Here is a 16,244-nt window from a genome sequence, read left to right on the forward strand (position 1 = left end):
TTAGAGTCTTTTATACTCTCCCTTTTCATTTAAGTACTGGATATCCTTACAACCATAATATTCTCCATACATATCAAGGGGATCAAAACCATTCTTATGAGTACAATCATCAGAATAGCCAATATAGAAGACTTCTCCATCATAGTCACACATACGAAATTTGTACTGTGGCTCTGATTCAAACTTTCTTATCAGCTCTTCAAATTCCTCGGTTCCTTTCTGGGCATCTGAGCTGAAGTATTCTGTAAAGGTCTTTTTCTCTAGGCAATCTTCGGTTATTTTAAACATGTATATACCCCTCTTCTTTTAACAATTACTAATATTCTCTCAAAAAACTATTGCTAATAGAAATAAGCTAAGTCTTTTAATTTTCTTGGTTTTTATGCTAAGCTAAGTTTAGAACTGCTTCTAATCAAGAAATCTAGCCTGATCTACATTAGTAATATAATAACAAAATCTTTAGCAACTTCCAACTTAATTGATTATGAATAATCACTATCAACCTACAACCAACTAATTCTGCATACCAGTAACTTTTTAGGAATAAGAGATAAAACTAGTAAGTATGTGATATTAAGGGGTGACTATTTAAAAATGCTAAACGACGAGGACAAATTCAAAGACGATTACCAATTAAAACCTAGAAAGAAGAATTCTAAAACGATCTTTAGTATTCTTATCACAGCACTACTAGGACTACTCAATTTCAGTAAATTGGCAGTAATCGGCAAGTTGCTTTTTACACTGCTTAAAGCCTCTAAGTTTGCAGGAACCTTCATAAGTATGGGCTTGACCGTCGTTCTCTATGCTCAATTCTATGGATGGTTATTTGCACTGGGCTTTGTTGCTGTCATCTTCGTTCATGAGATGGGGCATTACCTGACAAGTAAGCGACTTGGATTGGACGTCTCGGCCCCAACCTTTATTCCCTTCCTTGGTGCTTTCATAAAAATGAAGACTCCGCCTAAAAGTGTTCGTGAGGAAGCAATAACTGCCATTGGCGGACCAGCAGCAGGAGCATTTATAACTCTCGTGTGTATTGGACTTTATATGCTAACAAATAACCATTACTGGGCAGGGTTAGCTTATGTTAGTGCCTTCATAAATCTCTTCAACCTACTTCCCTTTGGTTCATTAGATGGAGGCCGAATTTCCAAGGCAATCTCACCCTTTATTTGGGGGATTGGGTTAGTTATGGCTCTCATTCTAATTTGGAAGCTCCACGCTTACATCTTGTTGATAATCGTATTCTATGGAATTTATGAAGTCTTCACAATGTATCAAAAAAAATCAGAAACTGCCCAATATCTTTTTGTAGAACCCAGTTTCAGATTAAAGATCGGTATTTCTTATCTTTTATTAATTGCTGCTTTGGCCTTTCTAATGATGTATTCATTAGATATCTCAAAGTCTTTTACTGATTCTTTTTACCTCTGATTCCTGACCGACGATCATTGGTTCCTGCCCAATCCACACCCTCTTGCCCTATCAAAACCCCATAGTCTTGCTCAGCTTTATCCACTGTAATAATTTCATCCAAGACATCTCGCCATACTCTCTCAGGGTCTCTCTGCCAAGGATCTCCCCAGCCCCCGCCTCCGGATGAGACAACGGTTAGGATCGTACCATGTGCTAAGGAACGGGTACTTTCTTTACTGGCAAGACAAATTGTCTCTCCTTGCACAGTTTTTATTTCAACGTAGTTTAAACTTCCTGACATTCCTGAGGCCGCTCCAAACGGTGGGATTTTCATCCCATCCCCGAACATCACAATATTAGTCGGTTCCCCTTGAAACAATATGCTATAACGAATTCCTGCCCCCCCTCTCCACTTTCCGGAGCCAGCGGTATTGCTTTCCATTTCATGACACAAAGTTAGATGTGGGTATTGAATTTCGTTGGCTTCAATGTTGGGAGCACGTACTCCTCCATAGTTTGATAAAGGGGCCATATAGGGATACCCATCCCTGCTCCCGGTCCCCCCCCCTGAACCTAATGCACAAAAAGCGAACCCTACATAAAATTCCTGAGTGCGAGGGTCAAGGCCGTAAAATGACGGCCCACAATAACGTCCAAACCCTGCCGGCAATTGTACCCCTTCAATCGAACTTAAGGCTCTAAATATGGCACTTATTATTTCACTTGCCGGGGTTAATGTACTTAAAGTAACCGGGGCCGGATCTTTAGGATTGACTAAACTACCCTCCGGTAATACTACCTTAATCCCTCGAAAGGCTCCACTGTTTCGAGGGATATCAGAACCTAATGCCCAAAGAGCACCAATCCAAGCTGCAGTTGTACTTGTCACAAATGCTGAGTTGACGAAGCCTTTGACTTGAGGATCAGTACCGTCAAAATCAAGGGTCATTTCTTCTCCACGAATTCTAACCGTAACCTTTATTTTAATGGGATTTAGTTGAAAACCATCATCATCCACCCATTCTTCACCCACATAGTCCCCATCCGGCAACCCTTTAATGGCTTGTCTTGTGAGTCTTTCAGCATGGTTTAAGAGATATCCCACCGTCTCCTTTACCTTAGAGGGAGAGTAGGTATGAATTAATTCTTTCAGGCGCCTTACCCCGATCTTGTTGGCGCCTATTTGCGCCCATAAATCATTTTGCAGCATGTCAGGATTTCTAACATTTCGGGTGATGAGATCCATCACCTCACTAATAACCTGCCCTTTACTGACAAGTCTAATGGGTGGAATGCGAAGACCCTCCTGAAAAATCTCCGTTGCTTTGGCATTGTAACTCCCAGCCACAGACCCACCGATATCTCCGTGATGAGCCCTGCTTACACAGTAGAAGATAACTTCTTCATCCACAACCAAAGGAGTGATAATCCCAATATCAGGAAGGTGATTGCCTCCTTGGTAGGGATCATTGATGATAAAGACGTCCCCGTCTTCAACTTGCCCTGAGTATTTTCGAATCACTTCTTTTATGCTAAAGGTCCCTGCAGCCGCTAAAATTGGAATACCATTAATCTGTGATACTAAGTCTCCATCACCGTTACATATTCCACAGGCGAAATCACATGCCTCAGCAAATATCGGAGAACGGGACGACCGCTCTAAAGCATAGCCCATTTCTTTGGTGATGGTGTCCATACGATTGGCAATCACTGCCCGCTCGATTACTTCATCTATTTTGGCCATCATAGTTAATGCCTGTCCTTTCCAATATTAATGATTAAGTTCTTGGCCTTATCTAGTTTTGCCTGGCAATTTTCTTCTAATAAAATAGTCGTATACTCCTTTTTTATCAGGGCGGGACCTGGTAATTCCATTCCATTCTTTAAATCTTTCCAATGGAATACTTTCACTTTTCGAAAGCCCCCATGTAGATAGACCATTTTCATTTCAATACTTGGTATTGAAGCAATATTCTTTTCTCCTACTATACTTTTTGCATTTATAAAGCTTTCCTCAAAGCTAGGATCTATTCCGCTCTGAGGCAACCTTTCCTTTTCTTGAGCAACCAGTCGGAGATTAACTAAAACTAATAACTTCTCGGGCTGACAATAACCATAAAGCCTCTCGTGAGCTTCATGAAACTCCTTAGAAAGCTGGGGCCAAATCTCTTGATCGCTTAAAATACCTTTGACGGGAATATTGATTTCGTGGTGTTGATCCGGGTACTTTAGATCTACAGACCAGATGTATTCACGCTGATCCTCACCTAACCCCAAACGAGATAGTTCTTCATCTGCTTGAAATCTCAATTCCAGCATAGCCTTACTCCAACTTAGACAGGGGACTTCGCCTAACACTTCATAAAGGTTGCGCAAACCCTCGAACTGAAAGTTCGAGTGAAACAACCCCTGAGCACAAAAAACCGGGGCAAGTTCCGGAACCACAACTTGCCTTATCCCCACTCCCTTAGCTAATGGAGTTGCAAATAAGGGCAGAGCGCCTCCAACAGCCGCCATGGCGAAGGATCGCGGGTCATATCCCTTTTTAACAGTCATTAAGTAAACAGCATCTGCCATCAAGGAAAGTGCTACTTGATAAATAGCATAGGCTGCCTCCGGAACACCTAGTCCTAATGGTTTGGCTACATTCTTTTCGATTGATGCATAAGCTAATTCTTTATTTAAGACCATCCGACCACCTAAAAAACTTCGATCATCGATTAACCCCATAATCAAGGCCGCATCCGTAATCGTCGGCTCTTGACCACCTAACCCATAGCATGCCGGACCGGGCTTAGCACCTGCAGATTGTGGACCGACCTTCAGCATCCCTCCCTTGTCCAACCAGGCAATACTCCCTCCGCCAGCCCCTACAGTATGAATATCTAGCATAGGAAGCTGAACAGGGTATCCTGCGATCTCTGCTTGAGGGGTTAATTCCATCATACCTTGCCGAATTAAAGAAACATCGAAACTCGTCCCCCCCATATCTCCAACCACCAAATGAGATAACCCTTGCTCCCGGGCCAGTATCCAACCTCCTTTCACTCCACCTGCCGGACCAGAAAACAAAGTGTTTACTGCACGCCTGCCTGCTTGAGTTAAGTCAGTAAGGCCGCCGTTGTTTTGAGCAATCGATAGAGGAACCCGAAGTCCTTTAGCTCGCAAATGCGCCCGCAAATCTTGTAAGTATTTTCCGAGAATAGGGCTTAAACGAGCGTTTAAGACGGTTGTCGAAGTACGTTCATATTCTCCAAGCTGAGAAGACAATTCCGAGGAGAGTGTGACAAATACATTTGGCAAAAGTTCCTGAAGATGTTCTTTAAACTCAACTTCATGCTTCGGATTCCGACAAGCAAACAGCAAACAAACCGCGACAGCTTCCACCTCTTCTTGACGGAGAAATTCCGCAAGCATAGGAATTTGTGTTTTGTCAACAGGTTTAACTGCCACGCCCCGGTAATCCATCCGTTCCCTTAAGCCAATCCGCAGATGACGAGGAACTAAAACCGGAGGCAGAGAAACACTAAAATCCCATTGCTCATTTAAACGTGAACGCCGTAATTCTAAAGCATCACGAAATCCCTCAGTTGTGATTAGGGCCGTTTTTGCTCCTTGACCCTGTAGCAGAGCATTTATACCGACAGTGGTTCCGTGAGTAAACTTTTCGGTCTGGGCAAGGAATTCTTCAAGTGTAATGTTGAACTGTTCCGCAAGTTCATTTAAACCACGGAAGATTGGTTCAAGGGGGTTCTCAATACTAGACGGAATCTTTGCAGTAGCGGCACATCCCCCCTCATCACGAACAATAAAATCAGCAAAGGTTCCGCCTACATCGACTGCAACTTTAAACATCTATTCTCCTCTTCTTTCAAGTCAATTATAGTCCAAATGACCCCAGGAAACGACGAACTTGATTCTGCACTTCAACTGACATTGTAACAGTAGGGGCAAACCCTTCAAGTGGTTTAGTGGCATCAATCCCCATCTTAGCAGTCCGACTTAGGTCATCACTTGATGGGTCTAGAGTACATCCCATGCCCATATGCTGTGGGATAATCGTCACTCCCTTGTCAGCTTGAAGCCGGGTAGCCATAGCCCATAACACCTGACGTTCATCAAAGATGTCTACATCTTCATCCACCACGACAACCATTTTTAAATTATGATCAACCGAGAAAGCCGTAAAAATGGCCTGTTGGGCCTGTCCTTCAGCAATCTTTTTCATGGAAATATAACAATGAAACAGGCCGCAGGCAGATATAGGAGCATGAACACTTTTAATGTTTGGAAGAGTCCTATTTAAGGCATTTAGCACATCCCCTTCTCTCTGTACTGCAACTATAGTAATGTGCTCCGAACTCATACCCGGTGTGATGTCTTGGTAGAGGGGTTTGGTTCGATACTGAACCGCTTTTACCTTAAAGATATTTTCTGTACTGCGGTAACAGGCGTAATTCGTAAATTCTGCAAAAGGCCCTTCCGATTCTCGTTCTCCGGCTAGGATTTCCCCTTCAATAATCACCTCAGCATAGGCCGGAACCATTAGATCCACTGTATGGCAACGAGCAACCTCCAGCGGAGCCCCGAATAGCCCTCCCATTGCTGCGAATTTACCGAGATCATAAGGAATCAAAGCCATTGATCCCATGGAAATATTGGGATGAATACCTAGTACGATGGTTGCCTCCAATGATTTCCCCAGTTCTTCAGAGCGTCGAAAATACTCCCACAGACGTTGCCGGGAATGTAAGCTAATTCCTAATTTATCTTTCCCTTTTAACTGCATCCGGTGATAACCTGCGGTATCAGCACCCGTCAGTGGATCCTTAGCAATCACTAATCCGGCTGTGATATATGGCCCTGCATCGATGGGAAAGTGTGTTAAAATCGGCAGCTTGTACAGGTCAACCTCCGAGCCCACAAAAACATTCTCTCGAAAAGGAACTTCCCGTACTTCAACAGGTTCAATCCTTTGATTAATCCTCTTGGAGAATTCAGCGGCCAAATCATTGGGATGAACCCCCATTGCTAACGCTAAACGTTCACGGGGAGCTAAAACATTCGTAACTACCGAAATATCATGTCCTTTGACATTTTCAAATATCGTCAATGGATAACGCCGAGCCTTTTCTAATTCCATGATTAAAGTACTAATCTCATACTTGGGGTCGATTTCCTCTTGGACATGAACAACCTCCCTGGGATTTTGCTGCTTTACTCGCTCTATAAACGATCTCAGATCCTGTTCCAAAATAAACGCCTCCTATTTTTTCCTGACTCATTTGAACCGATAATCCCTGCTAATTCCCCCCATCCATCTCCAGCACGCGGATGATCCGAATAATTAACACCTCCCAGGCAAATCCAATTCTTCAAGAGACCTTACGAAAAACCAAAAAAAGACGATAGAAAAAAGCCCGCAGTCATTGACTGGGGGGCTTTACCATCGTCCACCAAAGCCTGAAAACAGGCTTATCGTATACTACAGGCAGGTCTTCTGGCTCAAAGTTCATCATCACCGCACGCCTTCCCAGCCGAAGCCAGTGGCCAATGTACGAGACTCCCTTCTCACAGTGGTGGGTCCGCTCAGGATTAATACCTGATTCCCTATTCTCCCTAGCAGGGCACCTGTAATAGTTTACCGGTTTGATATTGTTTTAGCTAGTATATTTCGATATATCCTTCGACATTGAGTTAGTATTTCCTGCTTTTTAATAATTTTTTGTTTAATCTATATTGTCGATGTTTGTTTAAAACCAAGGGGGGCTTTCGTCCTATTTTTAGATGAACTTTATCTAAATTCATCAAACCCTGTTAGCTTTTATGGTATAATCTACGTAACTTCATAATAAGAGAGGGTGGACCAACTGAAAAAGCTAATTCTTTCCGTCATAACTACGCTTGCATTCGCCTTATGCACACCTTTGATTACACAAGCAAGCCCTTTAGCCTATACTGCTGAACGTATTGCAGGACAAGACAGAGTTGAAACAGCTCTTAAGATATCACAAAAAGGATGGAACTCAGCTCTAACCGTAATTTTATGTGAGTATAACGATTATCCTGATTCGATAGCAGCAACTCCTTTTGCTGTAAGCTTAAATGCCCCTATTTTATTGACTAAAGGCGACACAATCGATCCTCGAGTTATAAAAGAGCTGCAGCGTTTGTCACCGGATAGAGTAATCCTCCTAGGCGGTACTGCTTGCTTACAACCTGCTATTGAAAAAGAACTTGAAGGATTATCTTTACACTGGGATAGAATCGGAGGAAAAGATCGTTATGAAACTTCAGTTCTTCTGGCTAAGGAGCTATACAGTGATTCCATGATTCTTGCCAACGGAGATAATTTCCCCGATGCTTTATCCGCCGCTACCTATGCGGGAATAAAACAGATCCCTATCGTTCTTACCTCTGCTACTCTTCCTGATTCAGTCATAAAATATTATCAAGATAATGCTCCAAAACATCTAATCGTAATAGGAGGAGAAGTAGTTGTTCCTTCTAAAGAATTATCCAAGCATAGCTTCGTTATTGAAACTCGTTTAGGCGGCTATGATCGGTACGAAACCAATGCTAAGGTTGTCTCCTTTATGAAAGACACTTATCAATCTAATGATCTTTTCTTAGCTTCGGGTATCACATTTCCGGATGCTGTAGCCGGGACTGTACTTGCCTCTAAATCTAATGCACCCCTTTTACTTACAGAAAAAGACGATATTCCTCCTGCAGTTTACAGTATAATGCGTCAACATATGAAAGTCGAACCACCAACTCAGGGATCTTCAAATAATACCTCCCTTAATCAAGGAACAGTCACGGCTTCAGGCGGTTTAAATCTTAGAGAAACACCCTCTTCCAGCGGCAACGTACTTATTACGATTCCTACAGGAACGACAATTAATCTAATCGAAAAGCAAGACCAGTGGTATAAAGCAAGCTATCAATCGAAAACAGGCTGGGTCTCCGCTAACTATCTCAGCGTTAAATCACAAAAGGGTTTTATCAGTGCTTCCGGGGGCTTAAATCTTAGAGAAACGCCCTCTTCCGACGGGAAAATGCTTGTCACAATACCCAAAGATGCATCTGTTGAGCTTATCGAACAGCAAGGGGACTGGTATAAGACAACCTACCAATCTCAAACCGGTTGGATTTCCGCTCAATATGTAATACTTGCCGGAACAAATACAGAAACGCCTTCAACTTCTACCCCCATTAATTTAAGTCCCAATGGTAAAGTTTATATTTTAGGGGGAACAGGTATTATCGGCTCTTACTCTCAAAATATTATCGAAGGAAAGTCTCCTTCCAAATACCCTGACAATCTGAAGGCTTTTCCTTCCTTGCCTTCAGTAATTAAAGAGCCTTCGAGGGGAGACGATGATGTCCCTACTCCTCCCACTAATCCCTCTGATCCTCCTCCCGCAACAACTTATGACCCTTCCACAGAAATACTGATCAATCCTTTTGAAGGAATTCCAGCCAATGCATTGTCCGGTAAAACAATCATGATTGACCCCGGTCACGGCGGCCCGGATACTGGGGCAATCGGCCCTTCTAAAACCTATGAAAAAAATAACACTTTAGCGATAGCACTAGCCTTACGGGACACCCTGAAACAAGCCGGCGCTACCGTTATCCTTACCAGAGATAAAGATATCTCACCTTGTGAAAACTACTCTGAAATTGAAGATCTACAAGCACGGGTTAACCTAGCAAATAACGCAAAGCCAGACTTATTTATCAGCATCCATAATGATGCAAATACAAAATCAGATATTCAAGGAACCTCAACCTATTATTCTCAAGATAACCCTCAAAACTTTGCCAGCCAACATTTAGCCAATAGCATCCAGTCTGCTGTAATCGGTACCATTAAATCTAATAACCGAGGACTTAAACAAGCAGGATTTTATGTTTTACGTAACACCACCATGCCTGCAATCCTTCTAGAAACAGCCTTTATATCTAACCCTTATGAGGAAGCTAGGTTACAGAACCCTAACTTTCATAAGAACGTTGCCAGTTCTATTTTGATTGGGATCTATAACTATTATAAAAACCCCTTACCTAAGGCATAAACTAAATCAAATCAATACCGCACTTCGTAAAATCACAAAGAACAGGGTGTTTCGCATTAATTCGCGAAACACCCTGTTCTTTTATACAATCCTGCCAATTTTTTTGTTACTGATCTTTAGCTGGAATAGGTCCTCGAGAAAGAGCAATTTTTCCCGTGCGCGCGATTTCGATAATTCCATGATCGTCATCTAATACCTGACACAGTGCATCAATCTTTGTTTCATCTCCAGATAGTTCTATGACCATTGTTTCTCTATTAACATCGACAATGCTTGCTCGAAAAATCTCTACAATATTAATAATATCCGATCGGGTTGCTGCACTCGCTTTCACCTTAATCAAGGCCAACTCCCGTTGAATTGATTCAACGGCAGTTAGATCACTGATTTTTATAACATCTACAAGCTTTGACAATTGATTTACAACCTGTTCTTGTTCGATTTCATCCCCTTCTACCACAATAGTAATCCTTGTAGTATCAGCTTCTTCAGTGTAACCTGCCGCAATACTCTCAATATTAAAAGCCCGACGGCTTATCAAACCTGATATATGTGTTAAAACTCCCGGTTTATTTTCGACTAAAACAGCAAGTGTATGCTTCATTCTTCTATTCCTCCCAACATCATCTGGTCCAAACAGGCACCGGCTGGAACCATTGGAAAGACATCCAGTACTTCAGGAATCCGGATATCCACCACCACCGGACCGGGAATTGCCAGAGCTTCTTGCAAGGTTTTTTCTAATTCCTCCGGTTTAGACACTCTTAGTCCAGCGACACCCATAGCCTCAGCCAATTTCACAAAATCCGTAGCCGACCCTTTTAAACTCGTCTGGGAATAGCGTCCTCCATAAAACATTCTTTGCCATTGAGCTACCATTCCCAGGCATTGATTGTTTAGAATTAAAACTTTCACAGGAAAATTAAATTCTGCAGCAGCAGCCAGTTCCTGACAATTCATCATGAATCCACCGTCACCTACAAAGAGAATAACCGGTCTATCCGGAAGACCACACTGAGCTCCTAAGGCTGCGGGAAGACCATAACCCATTGTGCCCAGACCGCCCGATGTCAGCAGTGAGCGGGGATTTTTAAAACCATAGAATTGGGCCACCCACATCTGATGTTGTCCTACATCAGTAACGATAACCGCATCACCTTGGGTTAATTGGCTCACTTTCTCAACAACTGCTTGTGGCATTACAGAATCTGAGTTTTGCACATAAGTTAACGGCTTCTCCTTGTACCAATTACGCACTTTCTCCAACCAAGGTCGAACTTGCCCTTTCAGCTCATCAGATACCATCTTAACTTCTTGGTTAAGAGCTGGTATCGACCATCTCATATCTCCAACCACACGCAAGTTTGCTATCACGTTTTTATTAATTTCTGCGGGATCAATATCAAAATGAATAATTTTGGCTTTTGCCGCAAACTCGCTCAAGAGCCCAGTCACTCTATCGTCAAAACGCACCCCGATTCCTATCAGCAAATCACATTCTGTTGTGGCCATGTTTGCCGCATAGGTTCCGTGCATTCCAACCATTCCGAGGAATTGGGGATGGTCGTTTGGTAAACAACCTAAGCCCATTAAGGTTGAAATCACCGGAAATCCGCTAAGGTCTATCAACTCTTTAAGTTCTTTAGAAGTATCCGATAGGTTGACACCGCCCCCCACAAAGATAAGGGGCTTTTGCGCTAATCTCATTTCTGCCAGAACCTTATCAAGGATACTTGAATCCCCCTCAAATACAGGTCGATAACCACGCAACTTGACCTCTTCAGGGTATTGGTAATCAAAGGAAGCGGCAAAAACATCTTTCGCAATATCAACAACAACCGGCCCAGGTCTGCCTGTGCGGGCGATATAGAAGGCTTCTTTAAGGGCACCGGGTAAATCTTCAACTTTTTTTACCAAATAATTGTGTTTAGTTATCGGGGTTGTGATTCCTCGAATATCAGCCTCCTGGAAGGAGTCTCTCCCAATCAAAGGAACAGACACTTGACCCGTAATAGCCACTAAAGGAATAGAATCCATGTAAGCTGTGGCAATCCCAGTTACAAGATTTGTTGCTCCTGGGCCAGAGGTGGCGATAACAACTCCTACCTTCCCTGTAGCTCTGGCGTAACCATCAGCAGCATGGACAGCTCCCTGTTCATGTTTGGTGAGAATATGTCTAAACTTTGCTTGATACAAAGCATCATAAAGCGTCAACACTGAACCACCAGGATAGCCAAATACCACATCAACATTTTCGTTTTTAAGAGACTCTATAATCGCTTCTGCTCCTGTAATTATCAAATTAGTTACCCTCACTTTCTCTTCTCGCGCAAATATATTATTTAAATATATCAAATAATCTTCATCTTTTGAACAGCTTGACCAAAATATCCATAAATTCGTCACGCATTTTTGCGTGCTGCTTCGCAACTCGCACTTCCTCATAATTATAACATAAAGAATACATCTGAGCGGACTAAGATGGACTGATCTAATTATCCCTTTGTTTCTAGAAATATCAACGTGGAATTATTTATACAATATTATAATAGATTACAAAAAATTTTTCTATACTATAAAAGAAACAATAACTACTTAAACGAATCAGATAGTATCAAATTGAGAGGGAACAGCAGTCATTATCTCCTGAGCCAGCCGGTTCTTTGTGAGCGTTGAGTAGAAAAAAGTAAAAGGCGCTTCGCTTTTGACGAGGCACCTTGTCTTTATTGGATAAAAACCTTTTCTCTAATCTGCAGTTTTGAGTTGCTAACTCTAAGTTTCCTCAACATAACGTGCAATAATCGTACCTACCACTAATGCCCAAACTGGGGAACTAATATTAACAATAGAAAAATTTGATACGGCAATGATAAAGGTAAAGGCCGTGCTCAATTTCATGGATGGTTTGGAAAATCCTACAGAAAGACTGTTCCCAAAAACACCCAACAACGCAATCCCTACAAGTATGGAAACGAACCCTGCCGGCAATGCCTGAATCCAAGGAACTAGCCGCCATGAAAACAAGCCAAATATAATTATGATAATCCCTGAGACAACTGCACCCATATAGCGTGATTCATGGGGTCCTGCCTCTTCATCAGAACAAATTGCTGTCATCATTCCCGCTACATTAGCTGATTGACCGCCAAAAAAACTTGTAATAATCGAAAAGGCTCCACTTAAGGTTACAATTCGATTCACCGGCGGGCGATAATTATTCTGTTCTAAGGCACCAATCCCTACTGCAGCGTCATTACTCAAAATAAGCAACGCTAAAGGAAGGGAAACGGAAAGAAAACTCAAAACGTTAAATTCAGGAATTTGAACCCTTGGAACTATAAACCCCGCCGGTAGGATATCTACGCTCAAGGGTTGTGTCAAAAGTAACATAATAAAACCTGCCAAAATAGCAGCAACCATTGGAGGAACAAACATCTTTTTTTTGTTAAAAATCAGATAAACAACAATTGCAATTCCACCAACCATAGGAAGTTGATGAATCGAAGACACAAAAGAAACCATATACTTAGTTATCATTCCAGCTAACATCACGGAAATTATTTGTTTGGGGACGTAATCAATTAGCTTTGAAAACACTCCCAGATGCCCAACAGCCAGCATTAAGACACCCGAAATAATATAGGTACCGATTAGTTGATGATAACTAAATTGAGCGGTAACAGTGGCTAAAAAAGCAACACCTGTTATTGAGTGAGCACCTACAATAGGCATTCGATAATATAGTGGAATCCAGATGCTATAAATTCCGCCAATCACATAGACCGAGAACATCCATAGAATGGTTTGAGTCAGAGTAAAGTTACCCTTAGACGCTGCCTCTAAAATAATCACCGGTGGCCCAGTTACTGCCAAAAGCCCTGAAGCAATACCTGCAGCAACGTTTTTATGATTTAGATCAGCTAAATTACACTTCATTATTAAGCTCCTGACTTTTACTAATTCTTTAGGAATCTTTTAACTTTTCCACTAAAGGGACATCTGCAGGAGCAAATTCATAGCTATCTAATTCCACTGGATAAACCCAACGGATTTGGCTATGTACTCGATTAGAAAATCCTCCGACAGTCCATCTACACCAAAAAGCTATAAGCTTGATAATTCCATTTTCATATTCATAAATACTTTCTCCGAAAGGTTCCAGAACCTCTACCTCAACACCTAATTCTTCATTTATCTCTCTTTTTAAACACTCCTGCGGGGTCTCTCCTACTTCTATTTTGCCACCTGGAAACTCCCATTTTCCAGCCAATTTGTCTTCGACTGACCGCTGGGCAATCAGAACTTGACCATCTTTGAAAATTATTGCAGCTGTAACTTCTTTCATACTACCGACCTTTCTTATTCTCCTCGTGCAACTAACTTCAGTTCTCAAATATCATCTATTATAAATTTGATTATATAATGGAAAATTCCTGCATTAATAAAATTATTACTTGTATTTTACTATTACTGATTTTACTCACTGATTTCTTACAGTCATAAATTCCCTGAAAAGCAATTAGATATTCTCATAATATTAGTTGTCATAACAACATTTAAATAGTATATTGAGTTTAGGAGCTTGTTACGAAGCTATCTCTCAATAATTAAAGCGAGATGAGGTCATCAAATGATCAAGGCTAATCCCTCACAAAACGAACAGATATGGAGTAAGACCTTTTTTTTAATTCTCCTAGTTTCATTCTTAATGTTTATGTCAATGTACATGCTGCTCCCAACCCTTCCATTATATGCTCAAAGTCTTGGTGGCAATGAAACTATTGCCGGAACAATCGTTGGAATTTTTACACTCTCAGCAGTACTAGTTCGCCCCTGGTTCGGGAACCTGCTTGACTATAGGGGGCGAAAACTAATCCTATTAATCGGTATCAGTATTTTTCTAGTTTCTGTAATTGCTTACAACCTGGCCTTTACGATTATTTCTCTGTTAACAATAAGAGCAGTTCACGGTATTGGCTGGGGAGCTTCTACAACTGCTACCGGAACAATGGCTTCAGACGTTATCCCTGCAGCCAGGCGTGCAGAAGGAATGGGGTATTATGGGATAGCTGCTACTATAGCAATGTCTCTTGGCCCAGCTTTAGGACTATATTTAGTTAAGTATAACAGTTACTCACTCTTGTTCGCAGGCTCAGCTCTCCTGGCAGGTCTTGGTTTAATAGGCTCTTTTTTTATTAATTATGAGACTTCTAACAAAAGACAGGACAAGAGCAAAGTTCCGCATGTAAAGGGAGTCATCTTGGAAATAACTGCGATTCCTTCAGCCTTGGTGTTGTTCTTTATCACTTTGACCTATGGGGGAATAGTAAGTTTTTTACCTGCTTACGCAGGCTTCCGAGGGGTAGATAACATTGGAATATTCTTCACCGTCTATGCCCTTGTCTTATTATTGGGTCGTCCCATTATCGGGAAATTATCGGATAAGTATGGCCCACGAATGTTTTTAGTCCCAGGAATTCTTATGCTTGTCGCTGCTCTGGTACTTCTGTCAATAGCTTCTTCCCTGCCCATGTTTTTACTGGTTGCCATCCTATACGGACTGGGGTTTGGAACGGTGCAGCCCATCTTAAACGCTTTGGTTATAACCTTATCACCACCTGAGCGGAGAGGTGCCGCTAATGCAACTTTTGCAGTGGCTATGGATCTGGGCATTGGACTTGGGGCAGTTATTCTCGGGTTCATAGCACAAGAATTAGGATATGCATATATGTACGGCAGCTCTGTAATTTTTGCATTATTAGCATTGGTTATGTATTTCTCCTTTCTTCGAAAAAATATTCCGACGAACCGAGAATTTCTTAGTTAAAAGTGATCCTTCAACTTAATATGAATCTAAAAACCACCCTCCACTAAATAAGCTTTCAATAGGCAACTTGTGGAGGGTAGTTTCTTATGATTATATAGCAAGATCCTGTGACTCAAACACCCTTTTTGCCCACTGCCATAGAATCATTGAAACCAGATTAAGTCCTACAATGGAACCAGCTGGATTTTTACTTCCTTCTAATACTTCTTGAGGCTGAAACAATTGAAAAAGAGAGACTTTCTTCAGCCAGGAATATTTATTACTTAGCCCTCCGACAATATCTAAACAATAAAATATAAGAGTTAACCCTGCAGCATAGGTTAAGGCCCGTTCCTCCTCAACAAACCAGACCGAGAAAAAAAGACTGTAGATTTCGATTAAGGAAAAAAATGAGAATCCTAAAAGCCCTAAGCGTACATACCTATCGTGACAGATGGTAATCCCTGAGCGGGATGCACCAAAGAAGAGTCCCAGAATTGTTACGGTGACCAATATGCCCCCCAAAAAGATCAAGACGGCAGCTTGAGTTGATAGTATCTCACTTCTCGATATGGGTGTTGATAAAAGCAAGGCTATAGAGCAATCATCCACCATTTTAGCTAATAAGTTATTGGCTGTTTGAATTCCATAAACAGCCATGAGCATAACCCAAATCCTCGCAAAAAACTGTCCGGATATAAAGGCCTCAAATGTATCAGTACGTGCATTTTCAGGAACTCCGAACACAGTCTTTACAGCAGTCGGTAACGATACTGCGATCTCTGTAACAGCTGGATTTTCAGCAATCACTGGATAAACCCAAGTTAAAAGTCCTTCATAGAGAACAATCCCGGTTGAAATCACAGCAATCTTTTTTCTGTGTTGCTTAAACATTGCCCTAAATAATGCTCTGTTCATGGTCACCCCACCTTAAG

At 41.7% G+C, this 16,244-nt stretch carries 12 protein-coding genes and 1 riboswitch; of the genes, 3 read left to right on the forward strand and 9 right to left on the reverse strand.

Annotated elements, in window-relative coordinates:
* On the reverse strand, positions 1–288 hold the full coding sequence (locus DP73_RS17010; protein WP_034601102.1) for a hypothetical protein: 288 nt from the start codon (positions 286–288) through the stop codon (positions 1–3).
* Between the two features lie 306 nt (positions 289–594).
* On the opposite strand from DP73_RS17010, the gene DP73_RS17015 reads away from it, so the two are divergent.
* A complete protein-coding gene (locus DP73_RS17015; RefSeq protein WP_052090789.1) occupies positions 595–1,437 on the forward strand; it encodes a site-2 protease family protein in 843 nt (280 codons plus the stop codon).
* Here DP73_RS17015 and DP73_RS17020 read toward each other — a convergent pair.
* From DP73_RS17020 to DP73_RS17030, 3 genes are read right to left on the reverse strand one after another with little or no spacing between them, the layout of a single operon-like run.
* Positions 1,415–3,166 carry a hydantoinase B/oxoprolinase family protein gene (locus DP73_RS17020; RefSeq protein ID WP_034601104.1) on the reverse strand — a complete coding sequence of 584 codons (1,752 nt, stop codon included), beginning with the start codon at positions 3,164–3,166 and terminating at the stop codon, positions 1,415–1,417. The genes DP73_RS17015 and DP73_RS17020 overlap by 23 nt on opposite strands.
* A 2-nt stretch (positions 3,167–3,168) precedes the next feature.
* On the reverse strand, positions 3,169–5,274 hold the full coding sequence (locus DP73_RS17025) for a hydantoinase/oxoprolinase family protein (protein WP_034601106.1): 2,106 nt from the start codon (positions 5,272–5,274) through the stop codon (positions 3,169–3,171).
* Between the two features lie 25 nt (positions 5,275–5,299).
* On the reverse strand, positions 5,300–6,673 hold the full coding sequence (locus tag DP73_RS17030; RefSeq protein WP_034601107.1) for a UbiD family decarboxylase: 1,374 nt from the start codon (positions 6,671–6,673) through the stop codon (positions 5,300–5,302).
* A 218-nt stretch (positions 6,674–6,891) separates the two neighbouring features.
* Positions 6,892–7,069, reverse strand: a riboswitch (cobalamin riboswitch).
* A 211-nt stretch (positions 7,070–7,280) separates the two neighbouring features.
* Between DP73_RS17030 and DP73_RS17035 the strand changes: the two genes are divergently transcribed.
* Positions 7,281–9,503: a cell wall-binding repeat-containing protein gene (locus DP73_RS17035; protein WP_205623409.1), complete on the forward strand. Its 2,223-nt coding sequence runs from the start codon at positions 7,281–7,283 to the stop codon at positions 9,501–9,503.
* 106 nt (positions 9,504–9,609) lie between these two features.
* Here DP73_RS17035 and ilvN read toward each other — a convergent pair whose 3' ends face one another.
* From ilvN to mutT, 4 genes are all read right to left on the reverse strand, one after another.
* Positions 9,610–10,107 carry an acetolactate synthase small subunit gene (gene ilvN / locus DP73_RS17040; protein ID WP_034601109.1) on the reverse strand — a complete coding sequence of 166 codons (498 nt, stop codon included), beginning with the start codon at positions 10,105–10,107 and terminating at the stop codon, positions 9,610–9,612.
* Positions 10,104–11,804, reverse strand: a complete 1,701-nt coding sequence (gene ilvB, locus DP73_RS17045; RefSeq protein WP_034601111.1) for a biosynthetic-type acetolactate synthase large subunit — start codon at positions 11,802–11,804, stop codon at positions 10,104–10,106. Before ilvB ends, ilvN begins: the two co-directional genes overlap by 4 nt.
* A 471-nt stretch (positions 11,805–12,275) precedes the next feature.
* Positions 12,276–13,439 (reverse strand): benzoate/H(+) symporter BenE family transporter, encoded by a 1,164-nt coding sequence (locus DP73_RS17050; RefSeq protein WP_034601114.1) that lies wholly within the window; start codon positions 13,437–13,439, stop codon positions 12,276–12,278.
* Positions 13,440–13,467: 28 nt separating this feature from the next.
* Positions 13,468–13,848 carry an 8-oxo-dGTP diphosphatase MutT gene (mutT, locus tag DP73_RS17055; protein WP_034601116.1) on the reverse strand — a complete coding sequence of 127 codons (381 nt, stop codon included), beginning with the start codon at positions 13,846–13,848 and terminating at the stop codon, positions 13,468–13,470.
* A 285-nt stretch (positions 13,849–14,133) separates the two neighbouring features.
* Here mutT and DP73_RS17060 point away from each other — a divergent pair, with 285 nt between their 5' ends.
* Positions 14,134–15,330 carry an MFS transporter gene (locus DP73_RS17060; RefSeq protein ID WP_052090791.1) on the forward strand — a complete coding sequence of 399 codons (1,197 nt, stop codon included), beginning with the start codon at positions 14,134–14,136 and terminating at the stop codon, positions 15,328–15,330.
* Positions 15,331–15,420: 90 nt separating this feature from the next.
* Here the strand turns inward: DP73_RS17060 and DP73_RS17065 are convergent, their stop codons facing one another.
* A complete protein-coding gene (locus tag DP73_RS17065) occupies positions 15,421–16,227 on the reverse strand; it encodes an ABC transporter permease subunit (RefSeq protein WP_034601117.1) in 807 nt (268 codons plus the stop codon).
* Positions 16,228–16,244: the final 17 nt, after the last annotated feature.

The sequence above is a fragment of the Desulfosporosinus sp. HMP52 genome (genome assembly GCF_000765145.1).
In the GTDB taxonomy this organism is placed as follows: domain Bacteria; phylum Bacillota; class Desulfitobacteriia; order Desulfitobacteriales; family Desulfitobacteriaceae; genus Desulfosporosinus.

Excerpts from the sequence above, each read along its gene's own strand:
- DP73_RS17010 (WP_034601102.1), bottom strand. The coding sequence starts at position 288 with ATGTTTAAAATAACCGAAGATTGCCTAGAGAAAAAGACCTTTACAGAA.
- DP73_RS17015 (WP_052090789.1), top strand. The coding sequence starts at position 595 with ATGCTAAACGACGAGGACAAATTCAAAGACGATTACCAATTAAAACCT.
- DP73_RS17020 (WP_034601104.1), bottom strand. The coding sequence starts at position 3,166 with ATGATGGCCAAAATAGATGAAGTAATCGAGCGGGCAGTGATTGCCAAT.
- DP73_RS17025 (WP_034601106.1), bottom strand. The coding sequence starts at position 5,274 with ATGTTTAAAGTTGCAGTCGATGTAGGCGGAACCTTTGCTGATTTTATT.
- ilvN (WP_034601109.1), bottom strand. The coding sequence starts at position 10,107 with ATGAAGCATACACTTGCTGTTTTAGTCGAAAATAAACCGGGAGTTTTA.
- DP73_RS17050 (WP_034601114.1), bottom strand. The coding sequence starts at position 13,439 with ATGAAGTGTAATTTAGCTGATCTAAATCATAAAAACGTTGCTGCAGGT.
- mutT (WP_034601116.1), bottom strand. The coding sequence starts at position 13,848 with ATGAAAGAAGTTACAGCTGCAATAATTTTCAAAGATGGTCAAGTTCTG.
- DP73_RS17060 (WP_052090791.1), top strand. The coding sequence starts at position 14,134 with ATGATCAAGGCTAATCCCTCACAAAACGAACAGATATGGAGTAAGACC.
- DP73_RS17065 (WP_034601117.1), bottom strand. The coding sequence starts at position 16,227 with ATGAACAGAGCATTATTTAGGGCAATGTTTAAGCAACACAGAAAAAAG.